This window comes from Leifsonia sp. EB34, assembly GCF_041260585.1.
In the GTDB taxonomy this organism is placed as follows: Bacteria; Actinomycetota; Actinomycetes; order Actinomycetales; family Microbacteriaceae; genus Leifsonia.
On the sequence record NZ_JBGCCV010000003.1, the window covers coordinates 114431 to 129653 of the forward strand.

Annotated in this window: 17 protein-coding genes; 10 read left to right on the plus strand and 7 right to left on the minus strand. The window is 72.4% G+C overall.

What is annotated here, in order from left to right; translation table 11 throughout:
* Positions 1-28: 28 nt before the first annotated feature.
* Complete coding sequence (locus ABIA36_RS17635) at positions 29-385, minus strand: sterol carrier family protein (protein ID WP_369963874.1); 357 nt, start codon at positions 383-385, stop codon at positions 29-31.
* A gap of 75 nt (positions 386-460) precedes the next feature.
* Between ABIA36_RS17635 and purD the strand changes: the two genes are divergently transcribed.
* Positions 461-1723 carry a phosphoribosylamine--glycine ligase gene (gene purD / locus ABIA36_RS17640; protein WP_369963875.1) on the plus strand — a complete coding sequence of 421 codons (1263 nt, stop codon included), beginning with the start codon at positions 461-463 and terminating at the stop codon, positions 1721-1723.
* A gap of 76 nt (positions 1724-1799) precedes the next feature.
* On the opposite strand, the gene ABIA36_RS17645 is transcribed toward purD, so the two are convergent.
* Complete coding sequence (locus tag ABIA36_RS17645) at positions 1800-3041, minus strand: FAD-binding protein (RefSeq protein WP_369963876.1); 1242 nt, start codon at positions 3039-3041, stop codon at positions 1800-1802.
* Positions 3042-3210: 169 nt separating this feature from the next.
* On the opposite strand from ABIA36_RS17645, the gene ABIA36_RS17650 reads away from it, so the two are divergent.
* Together ABIA36_RS17650 and ABIA36_RS17655 are read left to right on the plus strand one after the other, a co-directional pair.
* The gene (locus ABIA36_RS17650) at positions 3211-3684 is read left to right on the plus strand and encodes a DUF6325 family protein (protein ID WP_369963877.1); all 474 of its coding nucleotides are present in this window, start codon (positions 3211-3213) and stop codon (positions 3682-3684) included.
* A gap of 18 nt (positions 3685-3702) precedes the next feature.
* Entirely contained in the window at positions 3703-4038 is a 336-nt protein-coding gene (locus ABIA36_RS17655; RefSeq protein ID WP_369963878.1) for an SHOCT domain-containing protein, read from the plus strand.
* A 101-nt stretch (positions 4039-4139) separates the two neighbouring features.
* Here ABIA36_RS17655 and ABIA36_RS17660 read toward each other — a convergent pair whose 3' ends face one another.
* A complete protein-coding gene (locus ABIA36_RS17660; protein WP_369963879.1) occupies positions 4140-4646 on the minus strand; it encodes a MarR family winged helix-turn-helix transcriptional regulator in 507 nt (168 codons plus the stop codon).
* A 53-nt stretch (positions 4647-4699) separates the two neighbouring features.
* On the opposite strand from ABIA36_RS17660, the gene ABIA36_RS17665 reads away from it, so the two are divergent.
* Genes ABIA36_RS17665 through ABIA36_RS17675 form a run of 3 tightly spaced genes read left to right on the plus strand, consistent with a single transcriptional unit; the run spans position 4700 to position 7239 of the window.
* The gene (locus ABIA36_RS17665; RefSeq protein WP_369963880.1) at positions 4700-5422 is read left to right on the plus strand and encodes a hypothetical protein; all 723 of its coding nucleotides are present in this window, start codon (positions 4700-4702) and stop codon (positions 5420-5422) included.
* A gap of 38 nt (positions 5423-5460) precedes the next feature.
* Entirely contained in the window at positions 5461-6297 is an 837-nt protein-coding gene (locus tag ABIA36_RS17670) for an SDR family NAD(P)-dependent oxidoreductase (protein ID WP_369963881.1), read from the plus strand.
* A gap of 39 nt (positions 6298-6336) precedes the next feature.
* Positions 6337-7239: a phosphoribosylaminoimidazolesuccinocarboxamide synthase gene (locus ABIA36_RS17675; RefSeq protein ID WP_369963882.1), complete on the plus strand. Its 903-nt coding sequence runs from the start codon at positions 6337-6339 to the stop codon at positions 7237-7239.
* A 62-nt stretch (positions 7240-7301) separates the two neighbouring features.
* Here ABIA36_RS17675 and ABIA36_RS17680 read toward each other — a convergent pair whose 3' ends face one another.
* Positions 7302-9200, minus strand: coding sequence for a heavy metal translocating P-type ATPase (locus tag ABIA36_RS17680; protein WP_369963883.1), 1899 nt, complete (start codon positions 9198-9200; stop codon positions 7302-7304).
* Between the two features lie 144 nt (positions 9201-9344).
* Between ABIA36_RS17680 and ABIA36_RS17685 the strand changes: the two genes are divergently transcribed.
* Both ABIA36_RS17685 and ABIA36_RS17690 read left to right on the plus strand, forming a co-directional pair.
* Complete coding sequence (locus ABIA36_RS17685) at positions 9345-10043, plus strand: RraA family protein (protein ID WP_369963884.1); 699 nt, start codon at positions 9345-9347, stop codon at positions 10041-10043.
* A 33-nt stretch (positions 10044-10076) separates the two neighbouring features.
* On the plus strand, positions 10077-10979 hold the full coding sequence (locus ABIA36_RS17690) for a VOC family protein (protein WP_369963885.1): 903 nt from the start codon (positions 10077-10079) through the stop codon (positions 10977-10979).
* A 126-nt stretch (positions 10980-11105) separates the two neighbouring features.
* On the opposite strand, the gene ABIA36_RS17695 is transcribed toward ABIA36_RS17690, so the two are convergent.
* Positions 11106-12803, minus strand: coding sequence for a DHA2 family efflux MFS transporter permease subunit (locus ABIA36_RS17695; protein ID WP_369963886.1), 1698 nt, complete (start codon positions 12801-12803; stop codon positions 11106-11108).
* Between the two features lie 13 nt (positions 12804-12816).
* Positions 12817-13398 (minus strand): PadR family transcriptional regulator, encoded by a 582-nt coding sequence (locus ABIA36_RS17700; RefSeq protein WP_369963887.1) that lies wholly within the window; start codon positions 13396-13398, stop codon positions 12817-12819.
* Positions 13399-13693: 295 nt separating this feature from the next.
* Between ABIA36_RS17700 and ABIA36_RS17705 the strand changes: the two genes are divergently transcribed.
* On the plus strand, positions 13694-14002 hold the full coding sequence (locus tag ABIA36_RS17705) for a hypothetical protein (protein ID WP_369963888.1): 309 nt from the start codon (positions 13694-13696) through the stop codon (positions 14000-14002).
* 34 nt (positions 14003-14036) lie between these two features.
* The gene (locus tag ABIA36_RS17710; RefSeq protein ID WP_369963889.1) at positions 14037-14564 is read left to right on the plus strand and encodes a MarR family winged helix-turn-helix transcriptional regulator; all 528 of its coding nucleotides are present in this window, start codon (positions 14037-14039) and stop codon (positions 14562-14564) included.
* A 34-nt stretch (positions 14565-14598) separates the two neighbouring features.
* Here the strand turns inward: ABIA36_RS17710 and ABIA36_RS17715 are convergent, their stop codons facing one another.
* On the minus strand, positions 14599-15210 hold the full coding sequence (locus ABIA36_RS17715) for a uracil-DNA glycosylase (protein ID WP_369963890.1): 612 nt from the start codon (positions 15208-15210) through the stop codon (positions 14599-14601).
* Positions 15211-15223 lie beyond the last annotated feature (13 nt).

Sequence of the window (15223 nt, forward strand, 5' to 3'; positions counted from 1 at the left end):
GAGGGGTGCGGAGAGGGGTCGGCGCGGGTCAGAAGCGGAGCGGGACGAGGCCGTCCAGGGTCGCGCGCTGGCCGGACGCGTGCACCGAGCCGGAGGCGAGCGCGTCCGCCCACGCGAGGTTGCCGGAGGCCAGCGCCAGCCAGGTCGCGGCATCCATCTCGATCACGTTCGGCGGCGTCCCGCGGGTGTGCCGCGGGCCCGGGATGCACTGCACGGCGCCGAACGGGGGCACGCGCACCTCCACGGTGTTGCCGGGGGCGCGCTCGGCCAGGAGCTGGAGGAGGTAGCGCACCGCCGTCGCCGTGGTGTTGCGGTCGGCGCCCTCCGCGAGCGCGACGCGGACCGCCGCGCCGCCGACCTCGTCGGTGATCTTCGCTCTGGCCATGCCCCCATCCTCGCACCCGGGCCCGGCGGCCTCCCGAGTCAGACGAGCGGGGCCGCGCCCTCTAGCATGGGTCGCGTGAAGATTCTGGTCCTCGGTTCCGGTGCCCGCGAGCACGCCATCATCACCGCGCTGCTGGCCGAGGAGGCCGGACACGCGATCGTCGCGGCCCCGGGCAACGCCGGGATCGCGGCCGACGTCCCGGTCGAGCCGGGCCTCGACCCGCTGGACGGGGCCGCCGTCGCCGAGTACGCGATCGAGCACGGGTTCGAGCTCGTCGTCATCGGCCCAGAGGCTCCGCTGGTCGCCGGCGTCGCCGACCCGCTGCGCACCCGCGGCATCCCGGTGTTCGGTCCCGGCCGCGCCGCCGCGCAGCTCGAGGGCTCGAAGACCTTCGCGAAGCGGATCATGGAGGAGGCCGGGGTCCCGACCGGCCGCGCCGCGCGAGCGAGCACCCTCGCCGAGGCGGAGCGCGCGCTCGACGAGTTCGGCGCGCCCTACGTCGTGAAGGCCGACGGCCTCGCGGCGGGCAAGGGCGTCATCGTGACCTCCGACCGCGCCGCCGCCGTCGAGCACGCGCGCCACTACCTGGTCCAGGGCGGCGTGCTGATCGAGGAGTTCCTCGACGGCGAGGAGGTGTCGCTGTTCCTGATCAGCGACGGCCACACCGTCCTGCCGCTGAGCCCCGCGCAGGACTACAAGCGCCTGCTCGACGGCGACGCCGGCCCGAACACCGGCGGGATGGGCGCCTACTCGCCGTTGCCCTGGCTGCCCGACAACTTCGTGGACGAGGTCATCGACACCATCGCCCTCCCGACCGTGCGTCAGCTCGCGTCCGAGCAGACGCCGTTCATCGGGCTCCTCTACTGCGGCCTGATCGTGACGTCGAAGGGCATCCGCGTCATCGAGTTCAACGCGCGCTTCGGCGACCCGGAGACCCAGGTCGTGCTGCCGCGGCTGCTGACGCCGCTGTCGTCGCTGCTGTACGCGGCGGCGACCGGCGAGCTGTCCGAGATGCCGCGACCCGAGTTCGCGTTCGACACCGCGGTGACCGTGGTGCTCGCGAGCGAGGGCTACCCGGAGGCGCCGCAGACCGGCCGGCCGATCACCGGGCTGGCCGAGGCGGCGCAGGTGCCGGAGGTAACGATCGCGCACGCCGCGACCGCGCTCGACGCCGACACCGGCGCGCTGCTCGCCACCGGAGGCCGCGTGCTCTCCGTCGTCGCCCGCGGCACGAGCTTCGACGAGGCCCGCGAGCGCGCGTACGCCGCGGTCGCCCGCATCCACCTCCCCGGCGCCCAGTACCGCACCGACATCGCCGCCCGCGTCGCCCGCCCCTAGCCACCATCCGTTCCGGAGTTATGTACGCAACACGCCGTCCGACGGTGTACATAACTCCGGAATCGATGGGTTGGGGCTAGCTGAGGAGGCGGGTGAGGAAGGGGTTGCGGAAGCGGGACTCGGGGTCGAGGGACGCGGCGAGGGCGCGGAAGTCGTCGAGGCGCGGGTAGAGCGACGGGACGACGCGGTCGACGTCGAGGTACAGCTTGCCCCAGTGCGGGCGGGCGCCGAGCGGCAGCAGCGCGGCCTCCAGGGTCGGGAGCACCGCCTCCACACCGGTCTGGTCGCGGAACCACGTGAAGTGGAGGCCGACCGCGTCCGTGCCGTAGGCGCTCGACAGCCACAGGTCGTCGGCCGCGACGGTGCGGATCTCGCTGATCTGCAGCAGCGGCGCGATCACCGGGGCGAGCTCGCGGACCGCCTGGATGGCCTCCACGGCGCGGGCGCGCGGCACCAGGTACTCGGACTGGATCTCCTCGCCGTTAGACGGGGTGAACTCGAACCGGAAGTGCGCGAGCCGCTCGCTCCACGGGCCGACCACGCCGAGCTGCTCTGTCGTGTTGCGGACGTCCATCGCGGCGATCATGTGCCGCGCCTCGGTGAGCGCGGGCGCGCCGAAGAAGTCGTCGGCGATCGTCGACGCGGCGCCGTCCAGCTCCTTCAGCCAGGCGAGCGACACCGTGTCCTCGTCCCAGGTCGTGAAGAGCGAGACGCTGTAGGCCGCTGAGGTGACCTCGTCGAGCCGGCCGGTCACGGCCTCCCACGGCACGCCGCCGAACAGGCGCTGACGCGCGTCGAACGTCGGCCGGATGTCGAGGACGACCTCCGTTACGACCCCGAGTGCGCCGAGCGAGACCGCCGCTCCCTCGAAGCCGGCGTCGCCTCGGGCGAACTCCACGAGCTCGCCCGACCCGGTGAGGATGCGCAGCGCGGCCACCGCGGTCGACAGGTTGCCATTGCGGTCGCCCGAGCCGTGCGTCGCGGTCGCGATGGCGCCGGCCACCGAGATGTGCGGGAGCGACGCCAGGTTGTGCAGCGCCCAGCCCGCCGCCTGCAGCTCGCGGGCGAGGTCGCCGTAGCGGACGCCACCGCCCACGGTCACCGTGCGCGCCTCCTCATCGATGCGGATCCCCGCCGGGAGGCCGGCTGTGCTGACCAGGACGCCGTCGGTGTCGGCCAGGTCGTTGAAGGAGTGCTTGCTGCCGAGCGCACGCACGGAGGTCGCGCCCGTCACGACCTCGCGGAGCTCCTCCAGGCTTGTCGGACGCGCGATCCGGCCCCGGTACTCGTGGTTTCCTGCCCAGTTCTTCTCGCCCACCAGGGGTCCCTTCTCGACGTCGACGGCGTGCCCGCAGAGTCCCAGTCTAGGGATGTGACCGTGCACATCTCACGCCCTCCGGCGGCCGCAAATCGGTCATTGCCGGGCTGAGTACGCCTGTGTATCGTCTGCCGTGAAAGCGGGACCGGCCCGCTGACGGAGGCGTGAGATGGCTGAATTCGAGTACGGTCCGGCGGAGTTCATCGTCGCCCAGTTCGACAACGACAGACCGTCGCCCGGGGTGGTGCAGGCCATCCTCGACCTGGTGGAGAGCGGCACGGTGCGCCTCCTCGACCTCCTGTTCGTGATGCGTCACGCCGACGGCGTGGTCGAGATCATGGAGCTGGAGGAGATCGGCGACGAGATCGGCATGGCGGACATCACGCTGGAGGCCGGCGGTCTCGCCGGAGGGGAGGACGTCGACTCGATCGCCGAGCTGATCGAACCGGGAACGACCGGCGCGATCCTGGTGATCGAGCACCTCTGGGCGAAGGACCTCGCCAGCAAGTTCTTCCAGGCGGGCGGCCTGGTGGTCCACAGCGAGCGCATCCCGGCGCCGGTCGTCAACGCGGTCGTGGCCGGGGAGTTCGAGGACTACGAGGACGAAGACGAAGACGCCGGTGCCGAGAAGGTCGAGAGCTGAGAGCCGAGGAGTGGGGACATGCCTTTAGGACGAATGGGACGCCCGGGACTGATCGGGATGGCGGCCCGCACGGCCGTCGTGGCCGGGACGGCGACCGCCGTGTCGGGGAACGTGCAGCGTCGGCAGGCGCAGCGCGAGCAGGACAAGTACGAGCAGCAGGCGTACGAGCAGCAGCAGCAACAGGCGCAGATGCAGCAGGCGGCGGCGCAGCAGCAGGCCGCGGCGCCGGCGGCGGCACCCGCCGCCCCCGCCGACGACATGATGGCGAAGATCCAGCAGCTCGCCACCCTGCACTCGCAGGGAATCCTGTCCGACGAGGAGTTCACCGCGGCGAAGGCGAAGCTGCTGGCCTGACCGCGCACCCGCCGAGTACGCGGATTGTTCGCGTACTCGGCGGTTTTCGCTTGAATTCGCGCGTACTCGGCGGCTCGTGTGGCTGGTGCCGAGGCGCGGGATCAGCGGCGGAAGCCGGGGTGGCCGGGCGGCACGGTGGAGGCGGCAGCGAGTTTCGCGAGCAGGGCCGCGAGGGCGACCTGCTCGTCGTCGTCGAGCGGGGACAGCACGTCGCCCTGGTGCGCCTCGGCGACCTCCCGGAGGCGCGCGAGCATCCGCTCGCCCTCCGGAGCCAGCGTGAGCACGTTGTTGCGCCGGTCGCCCTCGCTGCGCTCACGGACGACGTACCCCTTGGTCTCGAGCTCGTCGACGAGCGCGACGAGGCGGCTCGGCACCGTGCCGAGCTGCTCGGCGAGCTCGCGCTGGCTGAGGCCCTGCCGCCGGCCGAGAACCCGGATCGCGCCGGCCTCGCGCGGAGTCAGGCCCAGGGTGGCGACGCGTTCGGCGAAACGGTCGGCGGCGTCCGCGCCGACCTGGGCGAGCAGGAACGCCGTGCGCGGTGGGGCGCCGCGGTGCGGGCGGGCGCCATCGCCGGTCGGGATCGGGGAGGCGGCGGGAACGGACGTCACGGAATCAGAATAGCGCTTGCGCGTAACGATTACACAGTGTAATCATTACATCTATGAACGATATCCAGCCGACTTCCCGCCGACGCTCGGGCGGGCCGCCTCTCGGCATCCTCGCGATCGTCCACGCGGGCCTGTTCCTGCTCGCGCTGATCGTCGGGTTCGCGCTGTCCGGCGCGGGCGCCTTCCTCTCCCCGTTCGCCGGCGCGGACGCGGTCGCCGCGCACGCCCACGCGGACTGGGCGGCTATCCGCGTCGGCGCCATGCTGCAGTTCGGCTCGGCTGTGCCCCTCGGCATCTACGCGGCGACCGCCTTCGCCCGCCTGCAGCGGCTCGGCGCGCGCGTCCCCGGCCCGGTGATCGGCTTCACGGGCGGCCTCACCGCGTCGATCCTGCTGATGGTCTCGGCGTTCGGCAGCTACCTGCTGAGCCGACCGGAGCTGACGTCGGACCCGCGGCTGGCGCTCGCGTTCTCGTTCCTGGCTTTCGTCGCCGGAGGCGTGGGCTACGTCGTCGGCCTCGGCCTGCTGATCGCGGGGATGGCGGTGCCCGGCGTCATCCTCGGGCTGCTCCCGCGCTGGCTGGCGTGGGCGGGACTGGTCGTGGCGGCGCTCTCGGAACTCTCGTTCCTGTCCCTCGCCGTGGAGCCGCTCCAGTTCCTGCTCCCGATCGGGCGCTTCGCGGGCATGGCCTGGCTGATCGCGGCAGGGTTCCTGCTCCCACTCGATCGGCGCGAGGTGCGGGATCGAGCGGGCGTGCGCGAGGGGGTGCGGCCGTGAGCGCGGATGGGACGGGCGCTGCCTCGGGCGGCGCGCGCATGCAAGCGAAGAGCGGGACGACCGGCGTTGCCTCGAACGGCACACACACGCAAGCGCAGAGCGGGAACACCGGCACGGCGGACCCGCAGACCGGAACGACAGGCGTTGCCTTCGTTCTCGGCGCGAACGGCGCCATCGGCAACGCGATCTGCCGCGCGCTCGGCGCGGACGGCCTCATCGTCGCCCCGGCCGCGCGGGACGCCGCCGCCCTGCGCGCCCTCCAGGACGAACTCCTCGCGTCCGGCGTCGCCTGCCCGCGGGTCTTCCCGCTCGACGCGACCGATGACGGCGAACTGGAGAGCGCCATCGCCGCGGCGGCCGAACTCGGCCACCCGTTCGCGGTGGCGGTCAACAACGTCGGCCGCGGGCACCTGCCGACCCCGCTCGCCGACATGCCCGCGGACGCGTTCGACGAGATCGTCGCGGTGAACTTCCGCACGGTGGCGGTCGCGATGCGCGCCGAGGTGCGGGCGCTGCGGGCGTCCAGTGGGCCGCGTGCCATCGTCAACGTCACCTCCACCGCCGGGACGCGCGGGGCGCCGGGGATGTCGGCCTACGCCGCGGCGAAGCACGCCGTGGTCGGCCTGACCCGCACGACCGCGCTGGACGAGGCGCGGGGCGGCATCCGCGTGAACGCGGTCGCGCCGGGCCCGATCGTGTCCGGCGGCAACCTCCGGCTGGACGACGGGACCCGGGAGCGGATCGGCGGCTACGTCCCCGCAGGCCGGATGGGCACCCCGGAGGAGGTCGCCGCCGCCGTGGCCTGGCTCGCGTCCCCCGCGGCGTCGTACGTGACCGGCGACGTCCTCGCCGTCGACGGCGGCCGCACCATCTGAAGCCCGTCGGCAGCCAGGCACGACCCCTACGATGGACGGGTGAGCGAACTGGCAGGCTGGAAGCACGTCTACTCCGGGAAGGTCCGCGACCTGTACGTCCCCGAGGGGGCGGACGGACTGGACGACACCACGGCCGTGCTCGTGGTCGCCTCCGACCGGGTGAGCGCGTTCGACCACGTGCTCGAGCCCGGGATCCCGGGCAAGGGCGAGCTGCTCACCACGCTCAGCCTGTGGTGGTTCGACCGCCTGGGCAGCGTCCCGAACCACCTCATCCCGGATCACGCGCTGGACGGCGACCGCGTCGTGGAGCGCATCCCGGCCGAGGTCGTGGGCCGTGCCATGCTCGTGAAGCCGCTGGACATGTTCCCGATCGAGTGCGTGGTCCGCGGCTACCTGACCGGCAGCGGCTGGGCCGAGTACCGGACGACGCAGAGCGTCTGCGGCGTCCCGCTCCCGGCCGGGCTCACCGACGGTGACCGGCTGCCGGAGCCGATCTACACCCCCGCGTGGAAGGCCCCGCTCGGCGAGCACGACGAGAACATCAGCTTCGAGCGCACGGTCGAGCTGGTCGGCCCGGAGGTCGCGGAGGAGCTGCGCCGGCTGTCGCTGGAGGTCTACGCGCGCGGTGCGGCCATCGCCGAGGAGCACGGCATCATCATCGCCGACACGAAGTTCGAGTTCGGCGCCGACCGCCGCACCGGGGAGATCACGCTCGCGGACGAGGTGCTCACCAGCGACTCCAGCCGCTACTGGGACGCCCAGGTGTTCGCCACCGCCGCCACCCCGGCCGAGCGGATGGCCAGCTTCGACAAGCAGATCGTCCGCGACTGGCTCGCCGCCAACTGGGACAAGCAGGGCACCCCGCCGGAACTCCCCGCCGAGGTGGTGGAGCGCACCGCCGCCCGCTACCGCGAGCTGCTGGAGCGCCTGACCGGGGCGTAGCCTCCGACGAACGGTGTGCCCGGCGTGCCCGACCCGACCACCCGCGCGGGCGGCCTCCCCGCCTAGGGCGACCGCCCCGCACCGCCGACCGGCACAGACGGCCCCGCCCGCGGCTCCGCCGCAGCCTCCCGCGCGTCGAGCCGCCCCCCGATCGCCCTCAGCGCCGCGAGGATCGTCGCCACGTCGACCAGCTCCTGGATGAGCGCGCCCGCCGTCGCCGGGATGACGCCGAACGCCGCGATCAGCATCAGCACGACCGAGACCACGATCCCGAGCCAGATGCTCTGCAGGGCGATGCGGACGGTGTCAGCGCCGATCCGCACGGCCCGCGCGACGCTGTGGATGTCGTTCACGAGGATCACCGCGTCTGCCGATTCGCTCGCCGCGGTCGCACCCTTGGCTCCCATCGCGATCCCGACGTCGGCCGCGGCGAGCACGGGCGCGTCGTTCACGCCGTCGCCCACCATGATCACGGGCCGCTCCGGGATGCCCGCGACCTCGGCGACCTTGTCGGCCGGCAGGCATTCGGCGCGGACCCGGGTGATGCCGAGCTCCCCGGCGATGTGCTCCGCGGTCTCGCGGGAGTCGCCGGTGAGCATCATCGTGTTCGTGACGCCGAGCGCGGAGAGCTCCCGGAGCGTGGCCGCCGCGTTCGCCCGCAGCCGGTCGCTCGCGAGCAGCGCGCCGGCGAACCGGCCCCCGATCGCCACGTAGACCGCCAGCTCACCCGGCGCGATCGGGGTCCGCACCGCGTCGGGCGCGTGGGCGGCGACGAAGGCGAACTTGCCGACCACGACCTCCCTGCCGTCGATGTCCGCCACCACGCCGTTGGTCGCGGCCTCCTGCGCGGAGGCGGCCTCGCGCAGCTCCAGCCCGCGCGTGCGGGCGGCCTGGATGAACGACGCGGCGAGCACATGGGAGGAGTACTGTTCCGCGCTCGCCACCGCGGCCAGGAGCTCGTCCGCGTCGAACGGCGGCTGCGGGCGCACGTCGCTGAGCGCCGGTGCGCCGTAGGTGAGCGTGCCCGTCTTGTCGAACACGGCCGTGCGCGCCCGCGCGAGCTGTTCGAGCACGCCACCGGACTTGACGATGATGCTGTTGCGCGCCCCGCGGCTCATCCCGCCGATGAACGCGACTGGGGCCGCGATGAGCAGCGGGCACGGCGTCGCCAGCACGAGCACCTCGGCGAACCGCACCGGGTCGCCGCTCAGCCACCAGGCGACCGCGCCGAGCCCCAGCGAGAACACGGTGAACGGCACCGCGTAGCGGTCGGCGAGCCGGACGACGGGCGCCTTGCTCTCCGCCGCCTGCGCGACCAGCGCGACGATCTGCTGGTACTGGGAGGACGCCGCGGTGGATGTCGCCCGCAGCTCGACGGCCTCCTGCCCGTTCACCGACCCGCTCAGCACCTCGTCACCGGCCGCCTTCTCGACCGGGATGCTCTCGCCCGTGATCGACGCCTGGTCGAACGTGCCCCGCACCGAGAGCAGGACGCCGTCGACCGGGACGATCTCGGACGGCCGGACGAGCAGCGCGTCCCCCACCGTCACCTGGTCGACCGGCACCTCCTGGTAGCCGCCGTCCACCACGAGATGCGCCTGCTGCGGCGCTCGCGTGAGCAGGGCGTCGAGCTCGCGCTTCGCCCGGCGGTTGGCGTAGTCCTCCAGCGCGTCGCCGCCGGTCAGCATGAGCACGACGATCAGCGCGGCCACGAACTCACCGACCAGCACCGTGGCGACGATCGCCGTGATGGCCAGGATGTCGAGACCGAACCGGCCGTGCGCCATCGCGCGCACCATGCCCACTCCCTGCCACACCGCGACGGCGAGCGCGTAGACGCTGAACACCCACTGCACCAGCCAGCCCGCGCCGGCGAGGGCCAGCACGACGCCGAGGACGCCGATCCCCAGCGTCAGCGTCACGACCCAGTACCGGCGGGCCAACCGTGCCATCCGTCTCATCGCACCTCCCGGAAACCATCCTTGGGCAGCGGGGCGCGCCGGAGAAGACCCCACCGGGATCCGTGGAGAAGTCGCGCGAGCGACCCGGCTGTGGAGGACAGCCGGAATGCCCCACGCGCAGGGGACCGGCGGTAGCGTCGCGACATGGAAACGAACGGCACCAACAGCCACCCGATCCCCACCGCCGCCGTCGCCGACGCCGCCGTCCGCCTCGGCCTCCCCGTCGCCGCAGCCCCCGTCGCACTCGTCCCCCTCCTCCCGGACCGGCCCTTCCACGGCCCCGCCGCACCGGTCACGCACCTCGGCAGCGTCGACGTCCTGCTCGAGACCATCGACGACGCCCCTCCCGGCGCGGTGCTCGTCGTCGACAACGGCGGCCGGCGCGACGAGGCCTGCGTCGGCGACCTGATGCTGCTGGAGGCGCGGGAGGCCGGCCTCGCCGGCGCGGTGATCTGGGGCCTGCACCGTGACACCGCCCAGCTCCGGGAGATCGGCCTCCCCCTGTTCAGCCTGGGCGCGCACCCGTTCGGACCGCGGCGGGTCCCACCGGCCGGAGCCGCGATGCGCAGCGCCACGCTCGATGGTGTCGCTGTCGCGCCGGGCGACTGGATCGTCGCCGACGACGACGGCGTGCTCGTGGTCGGAGCCGACCGCCGGGACGAGCTCTTCGCGGAAGCGCGGCGCATCCAGTCGGTGGAGGGCGCGCAGTCCGAGCGGATGCGGGGCGGCACCTCCCTGCGCGCCCAGCTCGACTTCGCCCGGTACCGCGCGCTCCAGGCCGCGGACCCGTCGCTCACCCTGCGCCGCTACCTGGCCGAGACCGGCGGCGCGATCGAGACCTGAAATACCTGCGGCGCCTCCGGTGTTGCACTACGCATGCCCGAACTGCTGCCCGCCGACTCCGCGATGGGTGCGGTGACCCTCCGGGTCGCCGACCTGGACGCGATGACCGCCTACTACCGCGACGCCGTCACGCTCTCCGTGCTCGCCGCCGAGGGAGGCCGCGTCATCCTGGGGCGCGGCGCGACGCCCTCCGTGATCCTGGAGCACGCGCCCGAGCTGAAGCACGCCTCCCCCGGCGACGCCGGCCTGTTCCACACCGCGATCGTGTTCGACAGCCAGGAGGCCCTCGCCGCGGCCGTGTACTCCGTCGCCCGCCGCGCTCCGGGCACGTTCACCGGCAGCGCCGACCACCTCGTCTCGCAGGCCTTCTACTTCACCGACCCCGAGGGGAACGGGGTCGAGCTCTACTGGGACCGCGACCGCAGCCAGTGGAGCTGGACGCACGGACAGGTGGAGATGGCCACCCTCTACCTCGACCCGAACGCGTTCCTGCGCGAGCACCTCAGCGAACGCGGTGCGGCGCTGGGCGAGCTGCCGACGCTGGACGGCTCGACCAACGCGGACGACCCGCGCTTCGGCGACGCCGTGGTCGGCCATGTGCACCTGTCGGTCGGGGATGTCGCGTCGGCTCGGGCGTTCTACGTCGACCGGCTCGGGTTCGAGGCCACGGCCTCCCTCGGCTCGTCGGCCCTGTTCGTTTCTGCCGGCGGCTACCACCACCACATGGCGATGAACACGTGGAACAGCCGCGGCGCCGGCGTGCGGCGGTTGGCGTTGGGGCTCGGCGAGGTGCAGCTCCGACTGCCCGGCGCGGACGATGTGGGTGCGCTGACCGAGCGGATGCGGCACTACGGGGTGGCGACCCGCGACGACGGGCGGTCGGTGGCGTTCGACGACCCGTGGGCGAACGTCGTGCGGGTGGTCGCGGAGGCGTAGCCAGCGGAGGAGATCCCCGGGCGACTCGCCGCCCGAACGCAGTGAAGGGAGGACTTCCCAGCCGATCCGGCTGGGAAGTCCTCCCTTCTTCGCGTGCGGCGAGCGCGGCGAGCGCCGCGCCCGCGCTTAGTCGGTGGCGGGGGCCGCGTGGATGCCGTGGTGCTCGTCGCCGTCGCGCACCTCCGCGGCCAGCTCGGCCGCATGGGCGCCGTGCTGCACCGCGTCGACAGGGGCGGCGGCCGCGTGCGCACCGTGGGCGCTGGCGGACTCCGACACTCCCACCGGCTCAACCGGCGCACCGGCGGGCGCACCCGCACCAGCCTGACCCGCGCCGGCGGCTCCCGGCCCCCACGCGGGCGGCTTCGGCTTCGCCCACCACACCACGATGAGCGCACCCAGGAGGGCGACGGCCGCGGGCAGCAGCAGCGCCTCCGACATCGCCTGGGTGAACCCGGCGTGCAGGAAGCTCGGCAGCTCGGTGCCGGTGGTCGCGGTCGGGGCCGCACCGCTCGGCGCCTTCGGCAGGTCGGCCGCGAGGCGGCCGGTGATGAGGGCGGAGATGGACGCGCTGCCGAGCACGGCGCCGATCTGGCGCGTGGTGTTGAACACGCCGGAGCCCGCTCCCGCCTGGTTCATCGGCAGGTTGCGCGTGGTGACGGCCGAGATCGGCCCCCATACGCCCGACATCGCGATGCCCAGCAGCGCGCTCGGGACGAGCAGCCACCAGATGCTCACATCCGGGGTCAGCATCCGCGAGTAGAGGAACAGCGCCAGCGAGAACAGCACCAGGCCGGGCGTCGCGATGAACTTCGGGTTGATCTTGTCGATCAGGCGGCCCATGACCGGGGCGAGCACACCGGAGAACACGGCGGTCGGGGCGAGCATCAGCGCCGACTGGGTCGGGGTGAGGCCGCGCACGGTCTGGAAGTAGAACACCAGCGGCAGCGCCATACAGGTCACGGCGAAGCCCACCGTCGTGATCGCACCGTTGGACAGCGAGAAGTTGCGATCCCGGAACAGCGGGAGCGGCAGCAGCGGCTCCTTCTTGTTGAACGCCTGCCAGACCACGAACGCGATCAGGACGACAATGCCGGCGATGATGAGGCCCCACACCGAGAACGGCCCGTCCCCGATGACACCCCAGTTGTAGGTGCCGCCCTCCTGGATGCCGAACACCAGCAGGAACATGCCGACCGCCGAGAGCACGACGCCGAGGATGTCGAATGCGTGGGTGTGCGTCGGCAGCTTCGGGACGAGGCGCATCGCGAGGATGAACGCGACGACGCCGACGGGGACGTTGATGAAGAAGATCCACTCCCAGCCGAGCCAGTCGACCAGCACGCCGCCGAGCAGCGGGCCGATCAGCGTGGCGACGCCGGCGACAGCGCCCCAGAGGCCCATCGCCGCACCGCGGCGGTCCGGCGGGAAGATGCGGGTGATGACGGCCATCGTCTGCGGGGTCATCAGCGAGGCGCCGAGACCCTGCACGACGCGCGCGGTGATCAGCATCGTGATGCCGCCTCCCGCCATGACTCCGGAGAATCCGCACCAGGCCGAGGCGAGGGTGAAGATCACGAGGCCGATCAGGTACATGTTCTTGGGGCCGAAGCGGTCGCCGAGGCGGCCGGTGATCAGCAGCGGGACGGCGTACGCGAGCAGGTAGGCGCTGGTGACCCAGATGACCGCGTTGTAGTCCGTACCGAGGTTGAGGCCCTTCATGATCGACGGGTTGGCGACCGACACGATGGTCGTGTCGATGAGGATCATGAAGAACCCGATGACGAGCGCCCAGAGGGCGGGCCACGGCTTCAGTTGGCGTTCCATGTGATTCTTTCTCTCAATGCTGCTTCTCCTCGTCCCAGGAGATGGCTCCGGAGGCGAGGTCGTCGATGAGGGTTTCGAGGGCGGTGGCTTCGGCCTCCGCCGTCGTGCGCAGGTACCGCACGTCGAGCCAGTACTTCTCGGGCAGCCCCTTCGCGCGGACTCGGTGGATGCCGTCGTCGAGCAGGGCAATGTCGGCGCGCATGAGGCCGACGCGGTTGCGGAGGAGGTCGATCACGGTCTCCAGCGGGAGGTTGTGCGCCTCGCCGAGGCCGAGCGGGAACTCGGGGAACTCGTTGACCGGCGTCGCGATGATGTCCGCGACGCGCTCGCCGAGCGCCCGGGTGCCCTCCTCCGTGATCTCGTAGGTGGTGCGCTCGGGGCGGTTGCCCTCGCGCTCGGTGCCGGTCGCGCGCACCAGGCCCTGCCGGGCCAGGCGGTCGACCGTGTGGTAGAGCGAGCCCGGCCGCACCTTGACGAGCCGGTCCTCCGAGCGCAGCACGAGCGTCTGATACATCTCGTACGGGTGCGTCGGCCCCTCGGCGAGCAGCGCGAGCGCTGCGACGGCGAGCGGGGTGAGGGTCGGGGCGTGCGGCATAGGTGCTCGGAGGTTCTGCTCTCGGTGATGATCGGAAGGGATTATTCCTTGTGGAATAGTACGTCCGGAGGATTTCGCCGTCAAGCGGCGAGGACGGTCGTTGTCACGATCCGCTTCTTAGCGGCCGGACGACAATGCCCGGATGCAACTAGCCGGACTAGCCCGGGGGCGGCACGGAGGATCGGTATATCCCGCACGACCGGGAAAATAAATATTCCACAAGTCGGATAGCTAGATAACCGAGCTATCGCTATCATCGTTCCAGGTTCACTCGCCCCAGCGAAAGGACACCGAGATGGGCGCTCTGATCTACGACGGCCAGTCGTTCGAGTTCGACGATCGCACCCTCGCGCACTTGCAGGCCGTCATCACCATGAAGCTCCGCCGGCGTGAGCCGTTCCTGCTGAGCTGGACGCCGGAGGAGACCGACCCGGTCGGCCGGCATGCCCTCTGGATCGACAACGCCATCCCTCTCCGCTACGAGTTCGCCTGCGCCGCCCCCGAACGGCTCGACGACCAGGTGCTGAACACGCTCGCGGACCACGCGTCGCGCGCGAGCGGGCTCGTCCTCGCGCCGCACCCGGCCGCACCCGCCCCGGTCTGACCCGACTCAGCCAGCCAGGCCTATCATCGAAGCCATGACCACCGAGAAGGGTTCGACTCCGGCCGCGTCCGGCAGGGCGGACGCGGAACGACGACGCGCGCTCGACGTGCTGGAGGGCCTCCGGAGCTACCTGGTCGCCGAGTCGGAGATGCAGCGCCGTTCCGAGAAGAGCATGAACCTCACGGTCAACGACATCTCCGCACTGCGCTACCTGCTGCGCGCCAGGGAGCGCGGCATCGCGGTCGGCCCGAAGGAGCTCGGCGACTACCTCGGCATCCAGAGTTCGTCGATCACCGTGCTGCTCGACCGGCTCGAGAAGGCCGGCCACATCCGTCGCGAGCCCAGCCCGTTCGACCGCCGCGCGCTGATCATCGTGCCCGCCGTCCCGACCGACGAGCTCCACCGCGCGATCCTCGGCGACGTGCGCGAGGAACTGGTCGACATCGCCGCGACCCTGGACGACGACCAGGCCCGCACGATCATCGGGTTCCTCGACCGCCTCCGCGACGCGACCGACGCCATCGACGACGCGAGGGCGCACCCCGGGCGGCCTGGCCGCTGAGGGCCTTGCCCGCTGACGGCCGGGCCGCGCCCGCTCAGCGTTCCAGCGCCCGGTTCAGCTCGATGAGCTGGGCGGCGAACAGAGCAGCGCCGCCCTGCGCGGGATGCCGGATCGCCGGCGCCTCCAGCCCGGCCGTCGCGATTGCGCCCTGCGCCTTCCTCCCCACCGCGACGACCCTCTCGATCTCCAGCGCCCGGATGAGCTCCAGCGCGACCGGCGCGCCCGCACGCACCTCGGCTGGCCGCGGCGTGCGGTTGCTGTGCGGCGTGCCAGCGACGAACGGGTGCAGCGGGTAGACCGGCCACGACAATGGCACCGGTCCGCGCCAGTCCTGCAGCGTCGCCCACACCACCCGGCTGGAGGCCTCCCACGGCGCCTGCGGATGCTCCGGCAGCTCGAGCCCGGGAACCACGCCCGCCTCCGCCTCCCGCACCGACACGAAGGGGACGCCGGTGACCGTCATCCCGCGCCAGCCCGGCGCCTCGCCGAGCAGCAGGACCGGCGCGTGCGGCATCGCGAAGTACCTCCGCAGGTTGCGCTCCCGACGCCGGCCCTCCGGGTCGTCGCCGTACAGTGCTTCGGCGTCCTCCGGCTCGGGCAGCGCGCGCAGCAACTCGAAGAAGCGGGCGAACGGGTCGGCGGCCATGCCCCTACGATGC

Excerpts from the sequence above, each read along its gene's own strand:
- ABIA36_RS17635 (WP_369963874.1), bottom strand. The coding sequence starts at position 385 with ATGGCCAGAGCGAAGATCACCGACGAGGTCGGCGGCGCGGCGGTCCGC.
- ABIA36_RS17650 (WP_369963877.1), top strand. The coding sequence starts at position 3,211 with ATGGCTGAATTCGAGTACGGTCCGGCGGAGTTCATCGTCGCCCAGTTC.
- ABIA36_RS17655 (WP_369963878.1), top strand. The coding sequence starts at position 3,703 with ATGCCTTTAGGACGAATGGGACGCCCGGGACTGATCGGGATGGCGGCC.
- ABIA36_RS17665 (WP_369963880.1), top strand. The coding sequence starts at position 4,700 with ATGAACGATATCCAGCCGACTTCCCGCCGACGCTCGGGCGGGCCGCCT.
- ABIA36_RS17670 (WP_369963881.1), top strand. The coding sequence starts at position 5,461 with ATGCAAGCGAAGAGCGGGACGACCGGCGTTGCCTCGAACGGCACACAC.
- ABIA36_RS17680 (WP_369963883.1), bottom strand. The coding sequence starts at position 9,200 with ATGAGACGGATGGCACGGTTGGCCCGCCGGTACTGGGTCGTGACGCTG.
- ABIA36_RS17685 (WP_369963884.1), top strand. The coding sequence starts at position 9,345 with ATGGAAACGAACGGCACCAACAGCCACCCGATCCCCACCGCCGCCGTC.
- ABIA36_RS17690 (WP_369963885.1), top strand. The coding sequence starts at position 10,077 with ATGCCCGAACTGCTGCCCGCCGACTCCGCGATGGGTGCGGTGACCCTC.
- ABIA36_RS17695 (WP_369963886.1), bottom strand. The coding sequence starts at position 12,803 with ATGGAACGCCAACTGAAGCCGTGGCCCGCCCTCTGGGCGCTCGTCATC.
- ABIA36_RS17700 (WP_369963887.1), bottom strand. The coding sequence starts at position 13,398 with ATGCCGCACGCCCCGACCCTCACCCCGCTCGCCGTCGCAGCGCTCGCG.
- ABIA36_RS17705 (WP_369963888.1), top strand. The coding sequence starts at position 13,694 with ATGGGCGCTCTGATCTACGACGGCCAGTCGTTCGAGTTCGACGATCGC.
- ABIA36_RS17710 (WP_369963889.1), top strand. The coding sequence starts at position 14,037 with ATGACCACCGAGAAGGGTTCGACTCCGGCCGCGTCCGGCAGGGCGGAC.
- ABIA36_RS17715 (WP_369963890.1), bottom strand. The coding sequence starts at position 15,210 with ATGGCCGCCGACCCGTTCGCCCGCTTCTTCGAGTTGCTGCGCGCGCTG.